Here is an 18,875-nt window from a genome sequence, read left to right as displayed (position 1 = left end):
CACTTAGCGGTGCGGTCCGGTCGAACAGCGAGCGCACAAGCGACTGCCAAGCGCTGCCGAAGGAGTTCGTAGCCGGGTCACACCGCCGCGAAGCGGCAGTGTCCCTATCGCCGCGTAGCGGAAGATGTTGCGGCAGTTGTCGAGGTCGCGATCACTCCTGAAGACACGCGGATGCGGGCCACCGCCTGCGCCTTGGATCTCGATAGGTCCTACAGCCCCAAGGTGTCGCGCGGAGCTGCGCCGCATATCGGTGGGTCGCCTAGGCACCACGAGGGATTGCTGCTATCTCTGCGGTACTCTCTGCTACCACAATCGGTGACGTCCGAGCGCACGGAACTCCCTTCTCGCGCAGCCTTCCGCAGGCAACATCCGACTAGAACGGACCTTGTCGTGTCGAGTTCTGCAGTAGACCACCCTACCTACGAGTCGTCCTACTTCTGTTCATCGGACCTCGGCGCGCAGGGCACCTATGACGGCTTTGAGACATGGTCGGTACACCTCGCCACACTGGGGGACCCAGGGCAGCAGGCCGCGGTGTCGCTGCATGAGCGCCTCCACCACGAACTGCAGCACACGACCCCGTGGGGGTTGCTGGGCCGATTCGCGCTGGATCTCGCTCACCAGGGCGGCAATAGCGCGCGCTTCCAGCGGCTGTTCCACTTCTGTCGCAACTCAGCACGAACCGTCCACGAAACATACGCAACGACACTTTCGGCCAACCTCATTACCGAGGAAACACAACTAAGTCTGGTGTACCGTGACTACCTTCGTGCTGGCCTTGAATTGGCTGATCGGCTCCCTTGGGAGACTGGTCGCTTTCAGATCGATGCAGTCCTCCGGGCTTGCATGAGCCCCGCTGCCCTAGGATCATCCGCATGTCGCCTGGATGCTGTTCGCATCAAGGACCTCGATAGTCGCGAGGTGCGGCCGGATCGGCGGTTAGCTCAGGTGACGCGGAAGGTGTTGGCCGGGCTGCCGAGTCCGGAGCATTTCGGGCTTCGTGATTCGCCGTCCCCGGCGGAAATGGAGCCGTACTTCTCCGCCGTTGCCGAACTGCTGACCAACGCAGGCATTCCGACAATGAATGCGGAATCAATGCGCATCTACACCACGGAGCTCATTGCCGACGTTATCGCCTTCGCCCCGGCAATGCGCAACAGGATCAGCATTGACGACATCAGGGCCGCGACGACCGATGACCTGCAGGAGCACGCTCGCGAACGCCTCTTCCTTCACAGGGATCCGCTCCCCGCGGAGATGGTGGCGGAAGACGACTTGCCGGGGCGGGCGCTGGACTTCGCCCGAGACCACCCCACCCTTGGGATCCACTGCCTCCTGACTTGGCTACCCGCCAAGCAGCTCGCGCAGCAGTTCTCGGGCCTAGTCGATTGGATGTCAACCCGCGAGCCGGACCGCCTGCAGTTGGCCCTAGTCGCTGCGGGCAAGGATTCTGCGAGCGCGCCCTGCGCACGGATATGCGTCATCGACGACTTGGAGCCTGGGCCATTTGTCCGCGCGATGAGGCAGAACACCGTCGTGCTCACGACGGCGTCCGCACTGATGATGTCTCCACCTCAAACGGATTTCGACGCGGTGTCGCCATTGGTCGTCCTTGTGGACGGTCCGGTCCTACCGCGAATCCTGTCGAGCCACGCAGGGCGGGTGGGCCTCATGTGGGACGTGTATGAGGTGCAGGGAGACCGCCACCTGTACGTGATCGTGGCTAGACTCACCGTCCTGACCCAGTACGTGTGGGCCACCATCACCGGCGAGGCCGGGCGCTCCTATCTCAAGGCTTGGCTCGAGTCCTTGGACGACTCCGAGGCGCGCCGTCTCCCGGCTGCTTTCAGTGAGTACCGTGCACATCTTGATGTCGTAATCCGTCATGTCATTGAGACCTGGTGGTTCCTCGGACAAGAAAGCGAGAGCCTTTTCGATGTGCTCGGAAGTTGAGCCCCAGGCCATCTTGTCGATTCAGGAACTGAGGCCCACCGGGCAAGGTGCGCCAAACATGATCACCGCTGAAGACCTGCTCGAACTGCTTCGGCCGCTCGGCCCGTTCGCCGAGCCTGTTCGAGATCTGGCTGTGATCCAGTTGACGGATTCCATGGAAGCATCCCTAGAGGTCCGCCTCGGGAGATGGCAGTGGAACGCAGCGCCTGCGGCCGTTCAGAGCGCGATCGCCACAGCCGTCCTTCTACCCGTGTGTTACGCGACAGGAGCAAACGAGGTACCCATTGTGGTGCTCTCCGTGGTCCTTCCCTTCTTGGTCAACGCGGAGCAGGTCGAGGTCCGTGACTCCGATCTTCATGTGCTGGCCAGGATCAAGGACGATCTCCTCCTACCCAATGACGTCGAGAGGGTGTACCAAGAACTGCCGGGCGATCTGCAGCACGAGATCTCCCTGTTGGAGTTCCGAGATCTTGTCCAGCGCCTGACGGGGAGTGGCCACCTCTCCAAGAACGATCTCGGGAGGTACAGATTGACTCGCCAGGCTTACCGGGATCTCCGTTCTATCTTGTCCTGAGAAGGGTGCCGGAGTGGTTGGATAGAATGCAAAGTTAATCTGGTTCACGCGCCCGGCCTCGACGTGGGCCGGGCCGCGTCACTCCGGCACCCCTCTGTTGTCAAGAGGCGGGTTGGAGGTGCCTGACGGTGCTGGTCTTCCTCGCCGGGGACGGCGCGGGTAGCGTCGCCTGTGCGGGTCCGGGAAGTGGCTGATCCGAAGTGCCGGTGTGCGGGTGCGAGCCGGCCGCGCTGGATTCATGTGACGTCCCGCGGTGCCCTCCCGGGCCCGCCTCAGCGGTCGCCTGCGCGGCGGCTCTGGCGTCGGCAATCAGCTGGCGGTACAGGGCGTCGGAGATCCGGCGCTTCAGGCAGCGCATCGCCTCGGCTTTGGTTTTGCCGGCGGCGAGCTTGCGCAGGTAGTAGGCCCGGCCGGGGGTGTTCAGCCGGATCTGGGTGGCCGCGGCGATGTGGATCATGTGGTTCATGCGACGGTTTCCCGCGCGGGAGAGCCGGTGCCGGACGATCTCGCCGGAGGAGGCCGCGATCGGTGCGGTGCCGGTCCAGGACGCGAACCGGTTCCGGTCGGCGAACCGGGCAACGTCCCCGACGTCGGCCAGCACGCGGGCAGCGACGATCGGCCCGACCCCGGTCAGGTCCATCAGGCTCGAGCCGGAGGCCTTCACCATCACCTAGAGCTCTTTGCTCAGGGCCTTGATCTTCGTGTCGATCCCGACGAGGTCGGTCAGCTGCTCGAGGGCGAGCCTCTTGCGGGTCTTGCCCACGATGTCGCGGGGGCGCACCGAGGCGAGAATCCGCTTGGCCTGCAAGGGAGTCAGGTCCTTCTTCGCTTTCCCGGGGATCAGCTCGGACAGCAGCCGCTGCAACCGGTTGAGCGTCTGCACGCGCTGCCGGGACAGCTCCTCGCGCCGGGCCACGAGCATCCGCAGCGACTCCAGCTCGGCGTCGTAGGACAGCACCCGAAGGCCCGTGGTGCGCACCGCGACGACCGCGACCGCGTGCGCGTCATGGGCGTCGGTCTTGCGGTTGTGGCCGGTGTCGAGCGCCCTGGCTCGCGCGCTGAGCTTGGCCGGCACATCCACGACGTGCTCGCCGTCCGCGAGCAGCCGCTGCGCCAGCGGACGGCCGGCGCCATTGCTGCCCTCCACCGCCCAGACCCGCTCCCGGTAAGCCGCGACATGCTTGCGCATCGCCGCGTAGCCCGCCTTGTCCGTGGAGAACCGCCCCTTCGTCAGGATCTTCTCGTGCTCGTCGACGACCTCGATCGTCGCCGACAGCTTGTGGGGATCGACCCCGATGAACACCTTCGCCATGCCACTACCTCGTCTCGTGATGGACCTGTAGGGGTTGCGAGGCGGGCAGTGCTACTGAGAGCTGGGCAGACCCCTCTGGAGCCACACCTCACGGGGCGGTGCCCGACGGGAACGCAAACCGAAGTTGAGCCACACCGATCACGCCGGTGGGCAGCCGCGAGGAGAGCTTCCCGCCGGGCGCCTGGACCGAGTCTGGCCAGACGCCGGCCCTACCGAAAGTATCTAGTAGCCGCCTAGCACCCACCACGGGGGCAGGCGTCACAGCGCCCACAGTGAGGCACAGGAACTGTGCTGGAATGCTGAGCATCCTGGGCTCCGGAGCAGGGCCACCGCTGACTTGAAGGCTGAGGACCGACGGTGATCGCTGTGATGCCCCGTGCGCGCTCTCGCAAACTTTCTCCGACCGACACGCCAAAAGCGATCGAGCAGGTGACCGGCCCCGCACGTGCAGCAACTCGCGCAGCAGACCTCGATCGTGCCGGCCGGCCGGCTGATGAGCCGATGAGGACGTTCAGTACAAGGCGCCGCATCCAATCGAGTCGACCACTGAGCGCGGACCGTCGCGGAGATGGCTCGCAACAAGCCTAACTCGTTGACGCGGCCTCGGGCATGATGTTGACGTGTACTTCTTCGTAGCTTTCGTCCTCTCTTTGCCTGTTGCGATCCCGCTCGCCATGCGCGCCTATGAGGGTGCCGGCGGTGCGGCGAATTATGATCAGGCGTCACCCAATAGCATGCTCACCTTCACTCTGGTGATTATTGTCGGTCAAGTCCTCGGATACGTAGCTAACGCCCACGCTAAGGCCCGCAAGGCGACCACCGAGAAGCGCCTGCACGAGGAGCGATTGGCGCAAGCGGCTCGTGATCGCGTGGAGGAACAGCGTCGGGAGGAGAGCTGCTTAGGCAGCAGATTGAGGGGCGACGGCGTGCGCTGGCTCAGCAAACCGGAACGCTCGGCGCTGAGGCACTCAAAGTTGCCTCGGTCGCCCGCGATGACCTAGTTCGCTGCGAGTCACTCCTGAGCACGACACATCAGCACAGAGAAATGGGGGCGTTCACACCCTTCTGGGAGCAGTGGAGTCGACACCTACAGGTCTCGCAGGCTTCGATCCCCAGACCCGCACAATTGGCATATCGGCAACAAGCCACAGCGCAGCTTGTGAAGAGTTCTACAACTGGGGGGAACGCCCGATGAAATTGCCCAGTTTCAAATGCAAGTCGATTCGGTGGCGTCGTTCGAGGCCGGCGCTCGCCTTGAGCGGGCGCTTCGGGAGTTGGTCTACGATGCTCAGCGGGAATTTCAATTTGCCTCAATTTTTGAGCAACGACGAACCACAAGCGCTGTAGTTGCCGGGTTTCCGCAACTTATCCGGGGCAATTGGCGGCATGTCCATGCTGCTGCGCTCCAGCATCGATCAGTTGAGGGACAGCGTCCTTGAAGGTGAACAACGGACCCAGCGGAGTGTCGGAGCGGTCACCCAGGCGCGGACAGGCCCAGTCGCCGCGTGGCCAAGTCGTGGCATCGACGTCGAACTTTGAGAAATCACTATGACTCTAAATCGAATTGCCAAGTGAAGTACTGGGCCACTCCAGGTGATCGTTCTCTTGTCCCAGTTCACGAATGACGCCTGATCGCTCCGCCGCAGAAAGGGCGAGGCCGGGGGCTGCTGCCCACCAGCCACTTGGGCAACGCGCTTCGGCCCGGCGAGGTCTCGGGAGACGCCACCAGATTCCTTGGCTCGCAGCATCCATACCCTGCCGTGTTCGCCTTGGATGAACGCGGCCGGACCCGCGTCCCCGGGGCACCTTGGGAGCGGAGCCTCCAGTTCTGCCGGTGCTAGAGGATCCGACGCAGCGAATCTCGAAGCTCGGAGATAGACTGCTCATCAGTAGACAAGCCCAAGCGTCCCCCGCCCTCAAGGGGTAAAAGGATTCGAAAGGCGCTTGGTCCAGTTTCTACTACTTCTAAGGGGCCGTCTGGCTGGCGGGGTTCAAGGCGCGCGATTGAACTGCGTTGATAGGCAATCGGCTTCCTCGCCATATCCCTTGGCCGGTCGTTCCCCCCAGTCACCGCGCCCTGCGGTTGCGCACGGAGGCGCTTAGGAATGGGAATAGTCGGCGCCAGGTGAAGCCTCATGTACCGATCGAGCCCAGCCGCGTCTACCTCTACCCCTGCTTGGCCTACCTGCATGTAGAGCTTGTCGGCAAGACTGGGTGGCATCGTGGGGCTACCCACCCGGCAGGGAAGCACGCTGATCTGGCGGCGGTTTAGCTCGCCCGTCATGGCGAGGGCAAGTTCCTTTTGGCACCAAGAGCTTTGTACCGAGTTGTCGCTCACAATTGCAATCAGGAAGTCCACTTGATCGATGGCCGCGCCAATCGATTGAATTAGGCTATCACCCAACTTGATCTGACCTTCATCGATCCACACGTAGTAGCCCCTCGCTTGCAGGGCCGCCGCGATGCCACGTGCGAGAGGGGCATCCGCGTGGTTGTAGCTGATGAAGCAGGAGGCGACGTAGTCGGTCATACCTCCATCATGGCGAGTCGACGGGACAAATCGAGGCTTTCGCGGTCTTGAAATCAAGGACAGTCCGCGCGGATGCAGAGGGTCAACACTGAGGGTGCGCCGGCCCGTGCCGCGCTCTCGGCCTCACTGTCGATGTAGGCCTTGATCTCGGACTCGTGGGTCATCCGGGGTCGAGGCGCCGGCCAGTGAGCCCTGCACCCGGTCGCGGAACCGCCTGAGGGCTTCGCGCCTCTCAATGGTCTAGGCCTCGAGCTTCCTCTTGGGGCCGCCGCACCCGGCTGGGGGCCACCGCGGGCCCTTGCGCCTACCTCCTCGAGTTTCCAAGGGGAAGCGGTCATGGACAGACCCGTATTGATTGCTGATTCGACCTCTAACATGCCAGGCAGGAAGCGCACTGAGGACCAGGCTGGGGAGGCCAAGTGGGGATCAAGAGTTTTTGGAATGGCATGGACACCCGGGAGAAGTCCTTGGCTGCAGTGGCCTCGGTCTTAGCCATCGCGGTGACAGCGACGGGCGTGATCTTGAGCAACACCAAAGATGACCTAAGCAACACCAAAGATAACCTAGCGGAGGTTGAGAATGAACTGAAGCAGCCCCAATCGCAGTTTCAGATTACAAACCAGTCGCTCACCACCGCCAATTCGATGTTGACGAATATCAAGACTGAGTTTCACGTCAACGTCATCAATGAGATTCCACAGGCTATCTAGAGCATCAAGAGCGATAAGTCCACACCTGAGACTAGCAACCATGCCCTCATAGTTAGAAGCAACAACTTGAAGCAGAGCTTGCCAACCTTAAGGGCATCGCGAGCCCGCAGGTAGACAAGGGCGCTCCGAGCGTGCGAGGTAAGCGAGCCCTCACGGTCAGAAGCGACATGGGATTCCAGCCGAGAGCCGACCTCGACGCCACCGATCCGGAGTGGGGCCGCAGCGAGGCGTCAGGCGATGGTCGGGCGGAAGCGCCGGACTGCAACGGATCCACCTTGAAGCCGTTTGAGGGCTCTTCCCAGTTGAGTGTGGGGTGAGCGCGACGCGCGGGGTCGCTGCCTGAGCTGGGAAGGGTCGAGGTCCCGGAGGATCAGAGGACTCTTACCTCTTCTGATCTCAAGGACCTCGACGTGCCCGAGCCTACGTCGTGCTGCTCTGCACTGGGCGGCTACTGCGACCGTTGTGACCTTCTTGTCGGCCTGGACGGCCTGCGCGTGATCGCCGTTGCTCGCGACGAGGCCGGCGCGTTGACCGTTGCCGTGGAGTCCGAGCCCGCAGTGATGGGCTGCCCGTCGTGCGGGGTCGTGGCGCACGGTCACGGACGAGTCGAGGTGCGGCTGGTGGATGCGCCGTGGGCAGGGCGGCCGGTCACGGTGGTCTGGCGCAAGCGGCGCTGGGTGTGCCCCGAGCCGTCCTGCCCGCGCGTGTCGTTCGTCGAGCAGGACGAGCGGATCGCCCGGCCGCGGGCGTTGCTGACCACGCGGGCGTGCCGGTGGGCGATCGAGCAGATCCGGCGGGAGCACGCCTCGATCCACGGGCTGGGCCGGCAGCTGGGCACCGCCTGGGACACGGTGTGGACCCCGATCCGGCCACTGCTCGAGCAGGCCGCCGCGGACGAGTCCCGCTTCGTCGGGGTCACCACCCTCGGGGTCGACGAGCACGTGTGGCACCACGTCAACCCGCTCAAGCGCGGGCCGAAGGAGCTCACCGGGATGGTCGACCTGACCCGCCAGCCCGACCCGAAGAACCCCGGCAAGATGGTCGTGAAGGCGCGGCTGCTCGACCTGGTCGTGGGCCGCTCCGGTCCGGCCTACGCCGGCTGGCTGTGTGACCGGGGTGAGGCGTTCCGAGCCCGGGTCGAGGTCGCGACGTTGGACCCGTTCCGCGGGTACAAGAACGCGATCGACGACCAACTGCAGGACGCCGTCGCGGTGCTTGATGCCTTCCACGTGGTGAAGCTCGCCGGGCATGCCGTGGACGAGGTGCGCCGCCGGGTGCAGCAGGAGATCCACGGCCACCGCGGCCGCAAGAACGACCCGCTCTATCGGATCCGGAACATCCTGCACGCCGGCGCCGAGCACCTGACCGAACGCCAACAGGCACGGCTCGCCGCGGTGATCGCCGCCGACGAGCGCCACGACGAGGTGTGGGTCGCGTACCAGTGCGCCCAGCAGGTCCGCTCGGCCTACCACCAGGCCAGCCACGCCCAGGGTCGCATCGTCGCCGAGAAGATCCTCGCCTCGTTCGCCTCGTGTCCGATACCGGAGATCGCCCGACTCGGCCGCACGTTGGCGCAGTGGCGCGAGGCGTTCCTGGCCTACTTCACCACCGCCGGCGCGAACAACGGCGGCACCGAAGCCATCAACGGCCTCATCGAGCTGCACCGACGCGTCGCCCGCGGCTTCCGCAACCGCGAGAACTACAGGCTCCGAATGCTCCTCGTCGGAGGAGGCCTCAACCTATGACCCCACACTCAACTGGGAAGAGCCCGTTTGAGAATGCCTCAATGACGACCTTGACCGACAAGCCCGCCACCTACGCCAACTGCGCGTTGGCCATCAACGATGCTTCCGTCAATAGGGTGGAGCTCGGAAGCCTGTCCCCCCGGTTCGACGATCTGCATGACGACCACCGCTGGCCGTAGCGCCGCCCTCGTAGTTGCGAAGGAGCCAAACCCGACATCGACGACTTTCAACGTCACCGTATGGCAGAAGCCCTAGCAGGTCCCGGGCTTTACCAGGGGTCTTAGAGTTAGCCGATTCGTTTGTCCGCGAATCTCAAAAGTGTTTCGTGGCTGACGCTACTCAAGGCACTACTATCTGTAGATATGGAGCTGCATTTGTCGACATAATCCCAATCCCGGACCACCAATGAGTTTTCCTTAGGTGTCAAATTCACTTTGTCGATCTCTTTTAACGGCAGGGAAACGACTTCCGCGAATGAGCCAACGCATAGCAACATACCGCTGGTCATGACTATTACCGCCGGTTCGTTAGGGTAGTCATATGCGCCCATCCGGGGGTTCTGAACAAGCCAACCCTCGCCGACTAGCCTGTATGTGTGTTCTTGGGCTTGCGTAACATGGCCAGCGAATTTTGATCGATATGGCGAGGGCGGGGTGGTCGGCACGTACCTGGTCCGCCTTGTCAGTTTGCTGTACTTAACTGCATAGTGTCCTGCGAGTATTGTTCTTAGTGTGTAGATTTCTTGGGTCGGAACCCGATGCGCTTGCATTAGCTTAAGGAATCGGCTCATTCTCTCAGTAGCTAGAGAGCGAGCCTCCTCTAGTCTGCGTTCACTTGCCGCCAGACTTGCAGCATTTTCTGCCCTATATCGTTCTAGGTCGTCCATAATTAACTCCTTTGCCCCTTGCGCATGTTCAGCGCGAGCCTGTAGAGCAGTGGCACCGAATAGGTGGCCGATTCGCGTTCGCCCGGTGGACGAACCCTACCGGGCGGATGAGGTCGGGATCGGTAGGCGCGGGCTACTGATTGAACGTATTCGGCCATGCGTGGGAAGGGTTGGCGAGCACTCGCAGATCCGCTGGCTCACTGAACGGGCAATGACTTCGACACGCGACGCGCCGTGAGCAGGGTGCACACGCACGCCGCTCGCAGACCGGCGGAGTTCAGGGCAGCGGCGGTGGCCCATCGGGCTCAACAGCGGCGTGATCCATTCAGCCGTTGTCGTCGGTGGGCGATCATGCATACTCAGGTACCAGGGAGAAGATCTTGTTTCTCGTCCGAGTCGAGAGCAGCCCGTGTAATAGCCACACCGGGCGCCTGTGGCCCCGCGGAACGTCGTTCTACCTCAAGTCGACTCACCCTGATCTCGCCGACATGAAGGTAATCCTCCACGGTCCGGATCCCCGCCATGCAGGCTCGGGGGCCCGCCTGAAGTTTGGCGTGATAGCAGCGTCAGAGAGGCCAGTAGAGCTGCGACTGTGGGGCGCGCAAACCTGCCGCACTCGGAGTCGACTTGTGCGCTATTCCCCGCCGCGAAGCGGCAGCGTCCTACCGCCGCGAGCCGGACCTGCGTCGCGAGACGGCCGCCAGATTGAAGTGACGGTCCAGCCATGTCAACTCATCTCTCGTGGGCGCTTCAGAGGGAAGGGCCGGCCTTGACGTCGTTGGGATCAACGCCTGCCCAGTACTGCGGTCCCTGCAGGTCGATGGCCATCCGAAGGATCACCTCATGGCGCGCAGAAGCCAACCCGTGTCCGTACTCGGTGGCTTCGTCGTTCGACTGTCCTTGGCCCCATGCGGGAGCAGTGAGCTGCTCAGCATGATCCCTTCAAGCGTCAAGCGATGGTCGCTCCACGGCCGCCCGGGGCGACGAGCGTCCTGCGGCGTCACCGGCTCGAGAACCATCCACAACTCGTCACTGACCACACCGTCGCGCAGCATGAAGGCCACACTTCACGACCGGTGGCCGGACGGTTAGCACACACGCCCATAGGAGAGTGCGCTCCCGAACTGAGGCCAGTGAGTGCGTTTGGTGCCCAGATGTGCCTCGACTGTTCGGATTGGCACCCGTCCTCGGATGACAGACGGCCCTTTCGGCTCTTGTCGCCCATCGCTTGCAACGACATACTGCGAAGGCCAGGCACCCGTGAGCAACCGCAGGAGAGCCCATGAGCATCAAGTCGACCGCGCCACTGGTGCCGACGACCGAGTCCGTGCCAACCACCCCGATCGGCCTAGGCAAGCCCCTGAGCATCCGGATCTTGAGCATGTATCCCGGATCTCAAGAGCACAATGAGCTTCTCGTCGTCTCCGCCGTGAAGAGCCGCACGACATACGACGCCAAGCCGCGGGCGATGCACTACGTCTTTCGAGACGTGGGCGGCAAGTTACTTGACCCAAAGGCATCCGAGGCCGGGTCCCGGATCGTCTACTACTCGCCCTCCATGCTGGACTCCGCTCTCGACGTCGAGCTCCGGTTCGCCTACGACGACTTCGACTTCGACAACGCCAAGAAGTGGCTGGACGTCGCGGCACAGGCTGCAAGCCTGCCGGTCTTCGCGGTGGCCACCACCCTGGGTGGTGCCGGTGGAGCAGCCGCAGGCAAGTCCATCCTGTACTTCGCGCAGAACGCGGTCAGGGTTGTGCTGGGGGCCTTGGACCGGCTTGTCGATTCGGACAATGACTGGTCTTCGACGGGCACATTCAGTCTCAGCTTCGGTAGTTCGGGCGTTCAAGAGTCGCAGTCTGGGTACGTGCTTTTCTACGGTGACGGCGAGAACGCCCAGATCCTTGCGCCTGTAGGCGGAGACCTTAATGACCAGCAGTTCTTGGCTCGCAGCCAAGCATACAAAGTCGACTCGGCCACGGGCCGTGTCGTCTACGCCGACAATCCAGACGAGGTTGTCCTCGAGGACGAGCCGTATGTGCTGACGTATGTCAACGGAGCGCAGGAGGACGAGTTGAACGGGTGGAAATCCGCTGCGGTTTCGGCGGCGTTGACGGCGAAGTTTCTAAACGTGGAGGAAGGTGCCGCGAATGATATCGGCGCCCTCCTCGAGGGATACAACGACATGAGGATGGCCACCCTTTACGCGGAGCGTACTCAGGCGCTAAAGAAGGTGGGTCTGAGTTCGGAGGAAAGGGCCAAGTTGGAGAGGGAGCGCGACGCGTATCTCAAGTACATTCAAAACAATGACGTGAAGGAGCTCGTGACCAAGGAGTGAACTGTTGCGTCTGGGGGCAAACGGCGCCTGCCAGTCAGCCTTGCCTGCTCGCAGATCCGCTCTGCGCACAGAACCGGGGGCTGGCGGAGGAGCCGTGCCAGGACGTACCGTCGACGGCGGTCTTGCCAGCTCCCGCTCCGGCGCGAGAGGCGACAACGGGGAGGCCGGCGACCACTGATACGTTCCGCTTGTGCCTGAGTGGATCTACACGCACAGTCCTGACAACTCGGCCCGCACCTTGCTGGGCACCCAGGGCCGACACCCCTTGGTGTGCGTGGGCATCAACCCATCCACCGCCGCTCCCGACGACTTGGATCGGACTGTTGCGACCGTCGAAAAGGTCGCCGAAGGCAGTGGTTTTGATAGCTTCATGATGCTCAATGTTTACCCTCAAAGGGCAACTAACCCGAACGACCTACACGCCGGCGTTGACGTGCAACTCCACGCTTGGAACATGCACTCGATCGCAGCTTTCGTTGATGGGCGCTCCTTGGACGTATGGGCCGCTTGGGGCACGCTCATCCGCAAGCGCAAGTACCTACCTCAGTTACTCACGGACATTGTGGCTCTGCCGGAGCTGGATAACGTTCAGTGGTTCAGCCGGGGACCCCGGAGTATGGCGGGACATCCCCACCACCCCCTCTACGTGCGAGCGGATGCCCAGTTGGACGCCTTCGACGTCAGGGCTTACCTGGCCGAACTGTAGCGACGAGCTTCTCAGAGCTCGACCGTGTCGCAGATGTCGGCGATGAACCGCTCCCGCACGCGGTTCGGGCTAGCGGCAGTGTGACGAGGAACCGCGTCCTACCACCGCGCATTCGTCAGGAGTGCGGGGCTGAAGTTGACCTGTCCACATCGTGTTTCGTGGCGCCGGACTTCCAAGCACGAGCGACGTCCGCCAAGCGCTTCCTGGCCGCTCGGTGTCGCCCTCTCGACTCGCAGAACCTGTCCAGATTCAACGGAGGCCGCAGCTGGCGCACCACTTTCGTCTCGAGGACGTCGAGACGGACTCCCTCGAGCTTGACCCAAGCACTGTCGTCGCTGCTGGGAAACACGCGTCATAGCGCCGGAAGCGGAGTCATGCCCGCAGACTACGCTCCAGTGAACCGCGCTCGAGTGCGTCCGGCATGCCATTGCCGTACAAGACCCCGGATCGGGGATCCCAAGCAAACGCAGATAGACCGGGAATCGTTGAAAACACTCCCTTCGTGGCGCTGAACTTGCTCTTGCGAAGCGCCTGCTCGAGATTCCAATCGACACCATTGCGCGCAATTCCAATAAAGGTTCCGCACGGGCCCCGCGAGGCCTCCGCCAAGTCGAGTGCACTGGCAAGAAGGGACAGGCCGGCCGAGATGGCTGGGCTCCCCTCGGCGGAATACCTGTTAGTAGCTTCGCGCACCGCTTGCCCTAGCTCCTTGGAGATGCGGTATGACCCGACTGCCGGCTCCAAGAATCGCAAGACGTCCCATACCCAGTCGTAGTCACGGCGCCACGCGTCGAGGCCAACAGGAAAATTGTCGCGGTAGGCAATGTCCGCCCATGGAAACCTCGATGTCACGGCTGGCCGAGGATACTCGTGAACGACGGCAAGACAGAAGAGGTTCTCACGGACTGCCATGTACAGTCCACAGAAATGGGGACTGCGCGTTCGCATAAGTGCCAGTTGCTGCGAGATGAATTGCCAGTTCGGCTGATCAACGACGCCCCTAAATATGTGCGCCATATCAGCAGGCAGACCTTCCCCAATTCGAACCGCTTCTGCCTGTTCGAGGACGGACACGTCTATCGGACGGTAGCCTTGAACGCGAATCGCCATATCTAATTGCTCAGGCGTCTGATTAGGCATGGGTCTCCCGTCTACGGCTCTCGGCTGAATCATGGAACCACTAATCACTCGCCTGGACGGGAGCGGAAACGTCGCCCGAACCGCCTCGCGCTGTACATGGCCACGCCCCTGACTCTAGCCAATCCGGCCCTGAGAGCTTCCCCGCTCGGCGATCACGGGTGAATCGGCCTTCCAGACAACGCGCGGCCGCCAGCAAGGTGCGTCATACCGGCACCCCTTTGTTGTCAACGGGTGGCCGACTCCGTTCTGGAGCTTGCGGTCTTCCGTGCGGAGTGGGGCGGTTGTAGCGTCGGTTTCGCGGGTCCGGGAAGTGGCTGATCCGAAGTGTCGATGTGCGGGGGCAGGTCGACCGCGCTGGATTCTTGAGTCGCCCCGCAGTGCCCTCCCGGGCCCGTTCCAGGCGTTCCACCGACGTCAGCTGCGGCCGCCAGGTGCGCTCGTTCGGCGTCGGCGACGAGCTGGCGATAGAGCGCGTCTGAGATCCTGCGCTTCAGGCAGCGCAGTGCTTCCAGCTTCGTCTTGCCCGCGGCGAGCTTTCGCCGGTAGTACGCGCGGCCGTCGGTGTCGAGCCGGATCTGGCTGATCGCGGCGATGTGGATCATGTGGTTCATCCGCCGGTTCCCGGCCCGGGAGAGACGGTGCCGGTTCTGCTCACCGGAGGACGCGTCCAAGGGCGCCGTCCCCGTCCAGGACGCGAACCGGTTCCGGTCGGGAAACCGGGCGATGTCGCCGACGTCAGCCAACGTCCGGGCCGCGACAACGGGTCCGACACCGCGCAGGTCCATCAGTCGGGACCCTCGCGCCTTGACCAAGACCTTGAGCTCGGCGGTGGCCTTCTTCATCTTCGCCTCGACCGCGACCAGGTCGGCCAGCTCCTCCGCAGCGATCCGGCGGCGTGTCTTGCCGGCGATGTCACGCGGGCGCACCGAGGCGAGGATCGCCTTGGCCTGCAACGCTGTCAGGTCCTTCTTCGCCGTGCCCGGGACCAGCTCGGCGAGGAGCCGGTGGAGCCGGTTGACGGTCTGGACCCGCAGCCGGGTCAGCTCCTCGCGGCGGTCGGACAGCATCCGCAACGCCTCGAGCTCCCCGTCGACCTGCAGGACCCGCAGCCCTTCGGTTCGCACGGCGACGACCGCGATGGAGTGCGCGTCCAGCGCGTCGGTCTTGCGGTTGTGGCCGGTGTCGAACAGGCGGACCCGCGCGGCGAGCTTCGCCGGAACGTCCACGACGTGCTCGCCGGACTCGAGGAGCCGCTGCGCCAGCGGACGCCCGGCGCCGTTGCTGCCCTCGACCGCCCACACCCGCTCCGGCCACGTCTTCACGTACGACCGCATCGCGGTGTACCCGGCCTGATCGGTGCTGAACCTGCCCGACCCCAGCAGCTTCTCGTGTCGGTCGACGACCTCGTGGTGGCCGACAGCTTGTGGGGATCGACCCCGATGATCACCTTCGTCATAGCCTTCCTCCTGCACTTCCTCGAACCGACAGGGACGGCGAGGTGGGCAGTGCTGCTACGAGCTGGGCAGACCCCTTTCGAGCCACGCCTCGTCACGGTGCCCGACGGACTGCAGACCGGAAGAGAGCCACACCCCAAACGGGGTGGGCAGCCGCTTGAAGAGCCTCCCGCCGGACACCTGGACCGAGTCTGGCCAGACACCGATCCTGTCGGCAATCGTCTAGCAGCCGCCTGTCGGGCGCGTGCGTTTCACCCAGATGTCGAGATCCGGACGGTCGGGACGGTGCGCTGTCTAACAACGACTGGTTCGCCCCTACTTGGCGCGGGTGACGGCTCAGGCGCGCTCCGGCGAGGGCCACACGACGGTCATCGACCGGCCGACGCCGACGGCACGCCATGTGCCGGACAGTGAGTCGAGGCGCTCGAAAGCTCGATGCAGGTCGGGATCGCTGAGGTCAGTCCGGGGAGGGTCTTGGTGCACGTAGTGACTCCCCGGTACGTGGCCGCCGTGCCGCAGCCAGCGCGGATACACCTGGGCAGCAAGGGCCTCGGATCGACCCATGTCGGTTCCGGTGGTCCTGTTGCGCCGCTCGACCTGGCGAGCCCAGGCCTTGGTGCGCAGCTCCTCGGTTGGAACGAAGGTCCCGGCGTTGCCGCCTGCAGCGAGCTGGCCGAAGATCCCGTCCCGCAGGCCGAACTCGTCCTCGACCACCCAGTGCACGAGGTCATGGGGAATCAGATCGGAGTAGCCGGGTGCCGGGTCCATGCGGAGGTCACCATGCAGGCTGCGTAGCACGGCCACGGCATACCGGCGCTGCCCCGTACGCTCGAATCTCACCTGCATGCCGGCCAAGTTAGCCGCTCATTCCGTCCGCCTCGACCAGTTTTCGCGCTCATCAAGAGGTGCCGACGGTAGAAAAGCCCGAGAGCCGCGTGTCGCACCTCCGTGCCAGCCATGTGATCATGCCGCGTGGAGGACGGGACGTCCGACATTGCTGCTCCCCGAGCGATTGTGCCGATGGAGAGACACTCCACAATGACGCTGCCCGAAGCCGACATGTGCCTCGGTAGTGGGTCGGGTCTGGTGTTTCAACGGCCCGGAGAGCCTCCGGTTTGAAGCGGAGGCCTCCGACAGGCGGCGGAGGCGGCTGCTTGTCGTTCTGTGGGGCCGGCGTCGCTCGGCTCGGACGGTTCGGCCTGGTCGGTGGTGGCTGCGCTAGTCGCGACACGGAGTCGAGCTACCAGCCGTGATGACACACCGGTGCGAGGCTCAATCCCGTCGTCACGAGCGGGGCGACAGTAGGCTCGGCAATGTCGGGCAAGAAGTGCGCCCAGAATCCAAGAAGGCCCTCGATCGCTCGAGGGCCTTTTGCGTACCTGACCAGCGCAAACAGGCCTCTGCCGCTTCATGTGGCGCTGCATCTGTCAGCCTCGCCCGTTGCAGTGTCACACTTGCGTCGTGCGTAGAGAGCGCGTCTACGAGGCCGCAGCACGGCTCCGTGTGACGTCCCGTCGGCTACTGACCTACCTCGATGCGCAGGGCCTGCCGCATGGAAGCGCTAGCAGCGCCCTCTCTCGTTCCGCCGCCCAACTCCTAGCCACGGTCGCTGCCACTGAAGTGCTCAACGTGAGCGCCGGAACTGACCTCCCCAAGCCCCGTCCTTGGGTGCCGTACTGGCGCTGGGAACACGACAACTGGTCGCCTGAGAGCTACCTCTGGCGCGAGTGGGACGGTCCCGGCGAGCTGACCACAGCCGAGGCGGCGGCCGCATACCGCGTCGCACCTGCCACCATCCGGCAGTGGGTCCACCGCGGACACCTGACACCGCTGCGCCAGGCCGGACGCACCGTCGTCTTCGACGCGCGAGCAGTCAACAAGGCGGCATTGGGTGCGGGTGACCGCAACCAGCAACCGGGCGGACCTCTCGTCCGCGATGGCCTCGACCAGGAACCCGCCGGTCGCGGCCTCAGCCCCCGGCTCCTGGAACAGCTCGTCACGACCGCCGTAGCCGCAGCAGCAGTGGGTGTCGCCCCTCCCACAATCCGGTCCTGGCGCAAGCGCGGGCATCTTCGCCCCGACGCCCACCGCGGGCGAACGCCCCTGTACCGGCTCAACGATGTTGTGTCGGCCGCCCGGCGGCCGAGACATCGCCCCCGGCGAAAGCCGAAACCCTGATCTGACGATCACCGAGGGGAGGTAGCGAATGCGACCCCCCTAGGGACACCCCTGCCCAGATGCGACCCGAGCAACACCCTTGCGCCCCGAACGCCAACAAGACTTCATGCTCACCTCAAGGCCCGCTGGCAACGGCGGGCCTTTCGCATGCCCGGACACGGGCAGGAGGACCGCACCAATGGCTCACACAGCCTTGATCCCAACCGAACTCAGCAGCGACACCGCGCTGGCCATGCTCATCGTCATTGCCGCCCTGACCGCCAGCGTCATCCTGGTCTGCTGGCTCTTCACCCGGCTCACTCCCGCCCGTCGACGAGACCTCGTGGAGCTCGTCCGAGCCTTCCGCCGGGGACCAAAGGACCCCGAGTAGGCGGGCCGGGCTGGCTGTCCATCAAGTGCGAGAGGTCGAGCCGGCTCCCTGACACCGACGCCCGCTCATGCCGCGATCAGGTGAGGAGGGCGCAGCGCGGGTGCATCCCGCCTCCGGCGTTTCCCGCTGATCGTGCTCGAACTCGTAGGCGCACTCGCCGCACATACCGTCGCTGTCGTTCGCGTGTCCGAGGTGCTCAGACCAGGGATGACGGCAGTCGAGGCAGTCGCCGAGCGCTCGTATCTGACGAGACAAATCTCGACGCCGCCGAAGGCGATCGATCGGGCTTCTCACAGGGACAACCATGCCCGACGCCGTGTCCGGATCTGCCGCTCGGAGGACGGGACGTCCGACATTGCCGCACGTCGCACGCCGTCCTGCCGATGGTCGGACGTTGCGGTGCAGCCGGTGATCGGAAGGTCGAAGAGACCCGTCCTCAAGCGCGCCGAGGCGGTAGGTTGCCGCAGGTGATGAAGCGGACCGACCCGCCCAGTACTGACAGCGACGCGGACAATCCAGTCGTCCTGATGAGACTCCGGACCCGGGTGCTCATCTCTGCGGGAGTCGCGCTGGCGTGGCTGTTCCTGATGGCCGTGCTAACGCTTTCTACGACTGGAGCACCGGGGCAGCATGGGTGATTGCCGCCGGGGCTCTTGCAGTGTTCGCGACCGGTGTGGCGATGATGCTGCGTATGCGCCACGCACCGATGGCCGTAGCTGGTCTCCTGATGGCCACCTTCCTGTCCGTTTGTTGGACCGGGCTGATGACCGGTGGAATCTGAGGAGCCTCGAAAGCTGCACCCGAAGGGTGCACGGACTGACGCCGACGGAAAGCACCCAAATGCCGCTCGCAGCGCGGCTGTTACCGACCAGCAGTACTTGGATCGTCCCTTCTGCCCAAGTCTTCGCCAGTCGTCTGCACCTGGCCACTTCCTCCGGCACACTCACCCGGTGATCTACGACGCACCCCATCCGGGAGG

General features: G+C 64.0%; 14 protein-coding genes and 2 pseudogenes. 11 read left to right on the top strand and 5 right to left on the bottom strand.

Features of this window, described 5'->3' with window-relative positions:
• Positions 1–390: 390 nt before the first annotated feature.
• Positions 391–1,953, top strand: a complete 1,563-nt coding sequence (locus FHX52_RS19180; RefSeq protein ID WP_141823984.1) for a hypothetical protein — start codon at positions 391–393, stop codon at positions 1,951–1,953.
• Between the two features lie 58 nt (positions 1,954–2,011).
• Complete coding sequence (locus FHX52_RS19175) at positions 2,012–2,527, top strand: hypothetical protein (protein WP_185747391.1); 516 nt, start codon at positions 2,012–2,014, stop codon at positions 2,525–2,527.
• Between the two features lie 100 nt (positions 2,528–2,627).
• Here the strand turns inward: FHX52_RS19175 and FHX52_RS24815 are convergent.
• Positions 2,628–3,839: pseudogene (locus FHX52_RS24815) on the bottom strand (IS110 family RNA-guided transposase).
• Positions 3,840–4,459: 620 nt separating this feature from the next.
• On the opposite strand from FHX52_RS24815, the gene FHX52_RS19165 reads away from it, so the two are divergent.
• A complete protein-coding gene (locus tag FHX52_RS19165; protein ID WP_141823982.1) occupies positions 4,460–4,840 on the top strand; it encodes a hypothetical protein in 381 nt (126 codons plus the stop codon).
• An 836-nt stretch (positions 4,841–5,676) separates the two neighbouring features.
• On the opposite strand, the gene FHX52_RS19160 is transcribed toward FHX52_RS19165, so the two are convergent.
• A complete protein-coding gene (locus FHX52_RS19160) occupies positions 5,677–6,369 on the bottom strand; it encodes a toll/interleukin-1 receptor domain-containing protein (protein ID WP_141823981.1) in 693 nt (230 codons plus the stop codon).
• 419 nt (positions 6,370–6,788) lie between these two features.
• Between FHX52_RS19160 and FHX52_RS19155 the strand changes: the two genes are divergently transcribed.
• The 5 genes from FHX52_RS19155 to FHX52_RS19135 all read left to right on the top strand — a co-directional run bounded on the left by FHX52_RS19155 (position 6,789) and on the right by FHX52_RS19135 (position 12,754).
• A complete protein-coding gene (locus FHX52_RS19155) occupies positions 6,789–7,079 on the top strand; it encodes a hypothetical protein (RefSeq protein WP_141823980.1) in 291 nt (96 codons plus the stop codon).
• Positions 7,080–7,489: 410 nt separating this feature from the next.
• Positions 7,490–8,824, top strand: a complete 1,335-nt coding sequence (locus FHX52_RS19150) for an ISL3 family transposase (protein WP_425460121.1) — start codon at positions 7,490–7,492, stop codon at positions 8,822–8,824.
• Between the two features lie 41 nt (positions 8,825–8,865).
• The gene (locus tag FHX52_RS23985) at positions 8,866–9,003 is read left to right on the top strand and encodes a hypothetical protein (RefSeq protein ID WP_185747390.1); all 138 of its coding nucleotides are present in this window, start codon (positions 8,866–8,868) and stop codon (positions 9,001–9,003) included.
• 1,989 nt (positions 9,004–10,992) lie between these two features.
• Positions 10,993–12,048 (top strand): hypothetical protein, encoded by a 1,056-nt coding sequence (locus FHX52_RS19140; RefSeq protein WP_141823978.1) that lies wholly within the window; start codon positions 10,993–10,995, stop codon positions 12,046–12,048.
• A 190-nt stretch (positions 12,049–12,238) separates the two neighbouring features.
• Positions 12,239–12,754: a DUF1643 domain-containing protein gene (locus tag FHX52_RS19135; RefSeq protein WP_141823977.1), complete on the top strand. Its 516-nt coding sequence runs from the start codon at positions 12,239–12,241 to the stop codon at positions 12,752–12,754.
• A 372-nt stretch (positions 12,755–13,126) separates the two neighbouring features.
• On the opposite strand, the gene FHX52_RS19130 is transcribed toward FHX52_RS19135, so the two are convergent.
• From FHX52_RS19130 to FHX52_RS19120, 3 genes and pseudogenes are all read right to left on the bottom strand, one after another.
• Complete coding sequence (locus FHX52_RS19130; protein ID WP_141823976.1) at positions 13,127–13,894, bottom strand: hypothetical protein; 768 nt, start codon at positions 13,892–13,894, stop codon at positions 13,127–13,129.
• Positions 13,895–14,118: 224 nt separating this feature from the next.
• Positions 14,119–15,350, bottom strand: a pseudogene (locus FHX52_RS19125) (IS110 family RNA-guided transposase).
• Positions 15,351–15,684: 334 nt separating this feature from the next.
• Positions 15,685–16,116 carry a hypothetical protein gene (locus tag FHX52_RS19120; protein ID WP_246070275.1) on the bottom strand — a complete coding sequence of 144 codons (432 nt, stop codon included), beginning with the start codon at positions 16,114–16,116 and terminating at the stop codon, positions 15,685–15,687.
• A gap of 861 nt (positions 16,117–16,977) precedes the next feature.
• Here FHX52_RS19120 and FHX52_RS24160 point away from each other — a divergent pair.
• The 3 genes from FHX52_RS24160 to FHX52_RS19105 all read left to right on the top strand — a co-directional run bounded on the left by FHX52_RS24160 (position 16,978) and on the right by FHX52_RS19105 (position 18,677).
• Entirely contained in the window at positions 16,978–17,526 is a 549-nt protein-coding gene (locus FHX52_RS24160) for a helix-turn-helix domain-containing protein (RefSeq protein ID WP_221630665.1), read from the top strand.
• Between the two features lie 232 nt (positions 17,527–17,758).
• Positions 17,759–17,896: a hypothetical protein gene (locus FHX52_RS23980; RefSeq protein ID WP_185747389.1), complete on the top strand. Its 138-nt coding sequence runs from the start codon at positions 17,759–17,761 to the stop codon at positions 17,894–17,896.
• A gap of 574 nt (positions 17,897–18,470) precedes the next feature.
• The gene (locus FHX52_RS19105) at positions 18,471–18,677 is read left to right on the top strand and encodes a hypothetical protein (RefSeq protein ID WP_141823975.1); all 207 of its coding nucleotides are present in this window, start codon (positions 18,471–18,473) and stop codon (positions 18,675–18,677) included.
• Positions 18,678–18,875 lie beyond the last annotated feature (198 nt).

This window comes from Humibacillus xanthopallidus (assembly GCF_006717145.1).
Lineage (GTDB): Bacteria > Actinomycetota > Actinomycetes > Actinomycetales > Dermatophilaceae > Humibacillus > Humibacillus xanthopallidus.
This window is presented reverse-complemented; position numbering and strand designations above follow the sequence as displayed.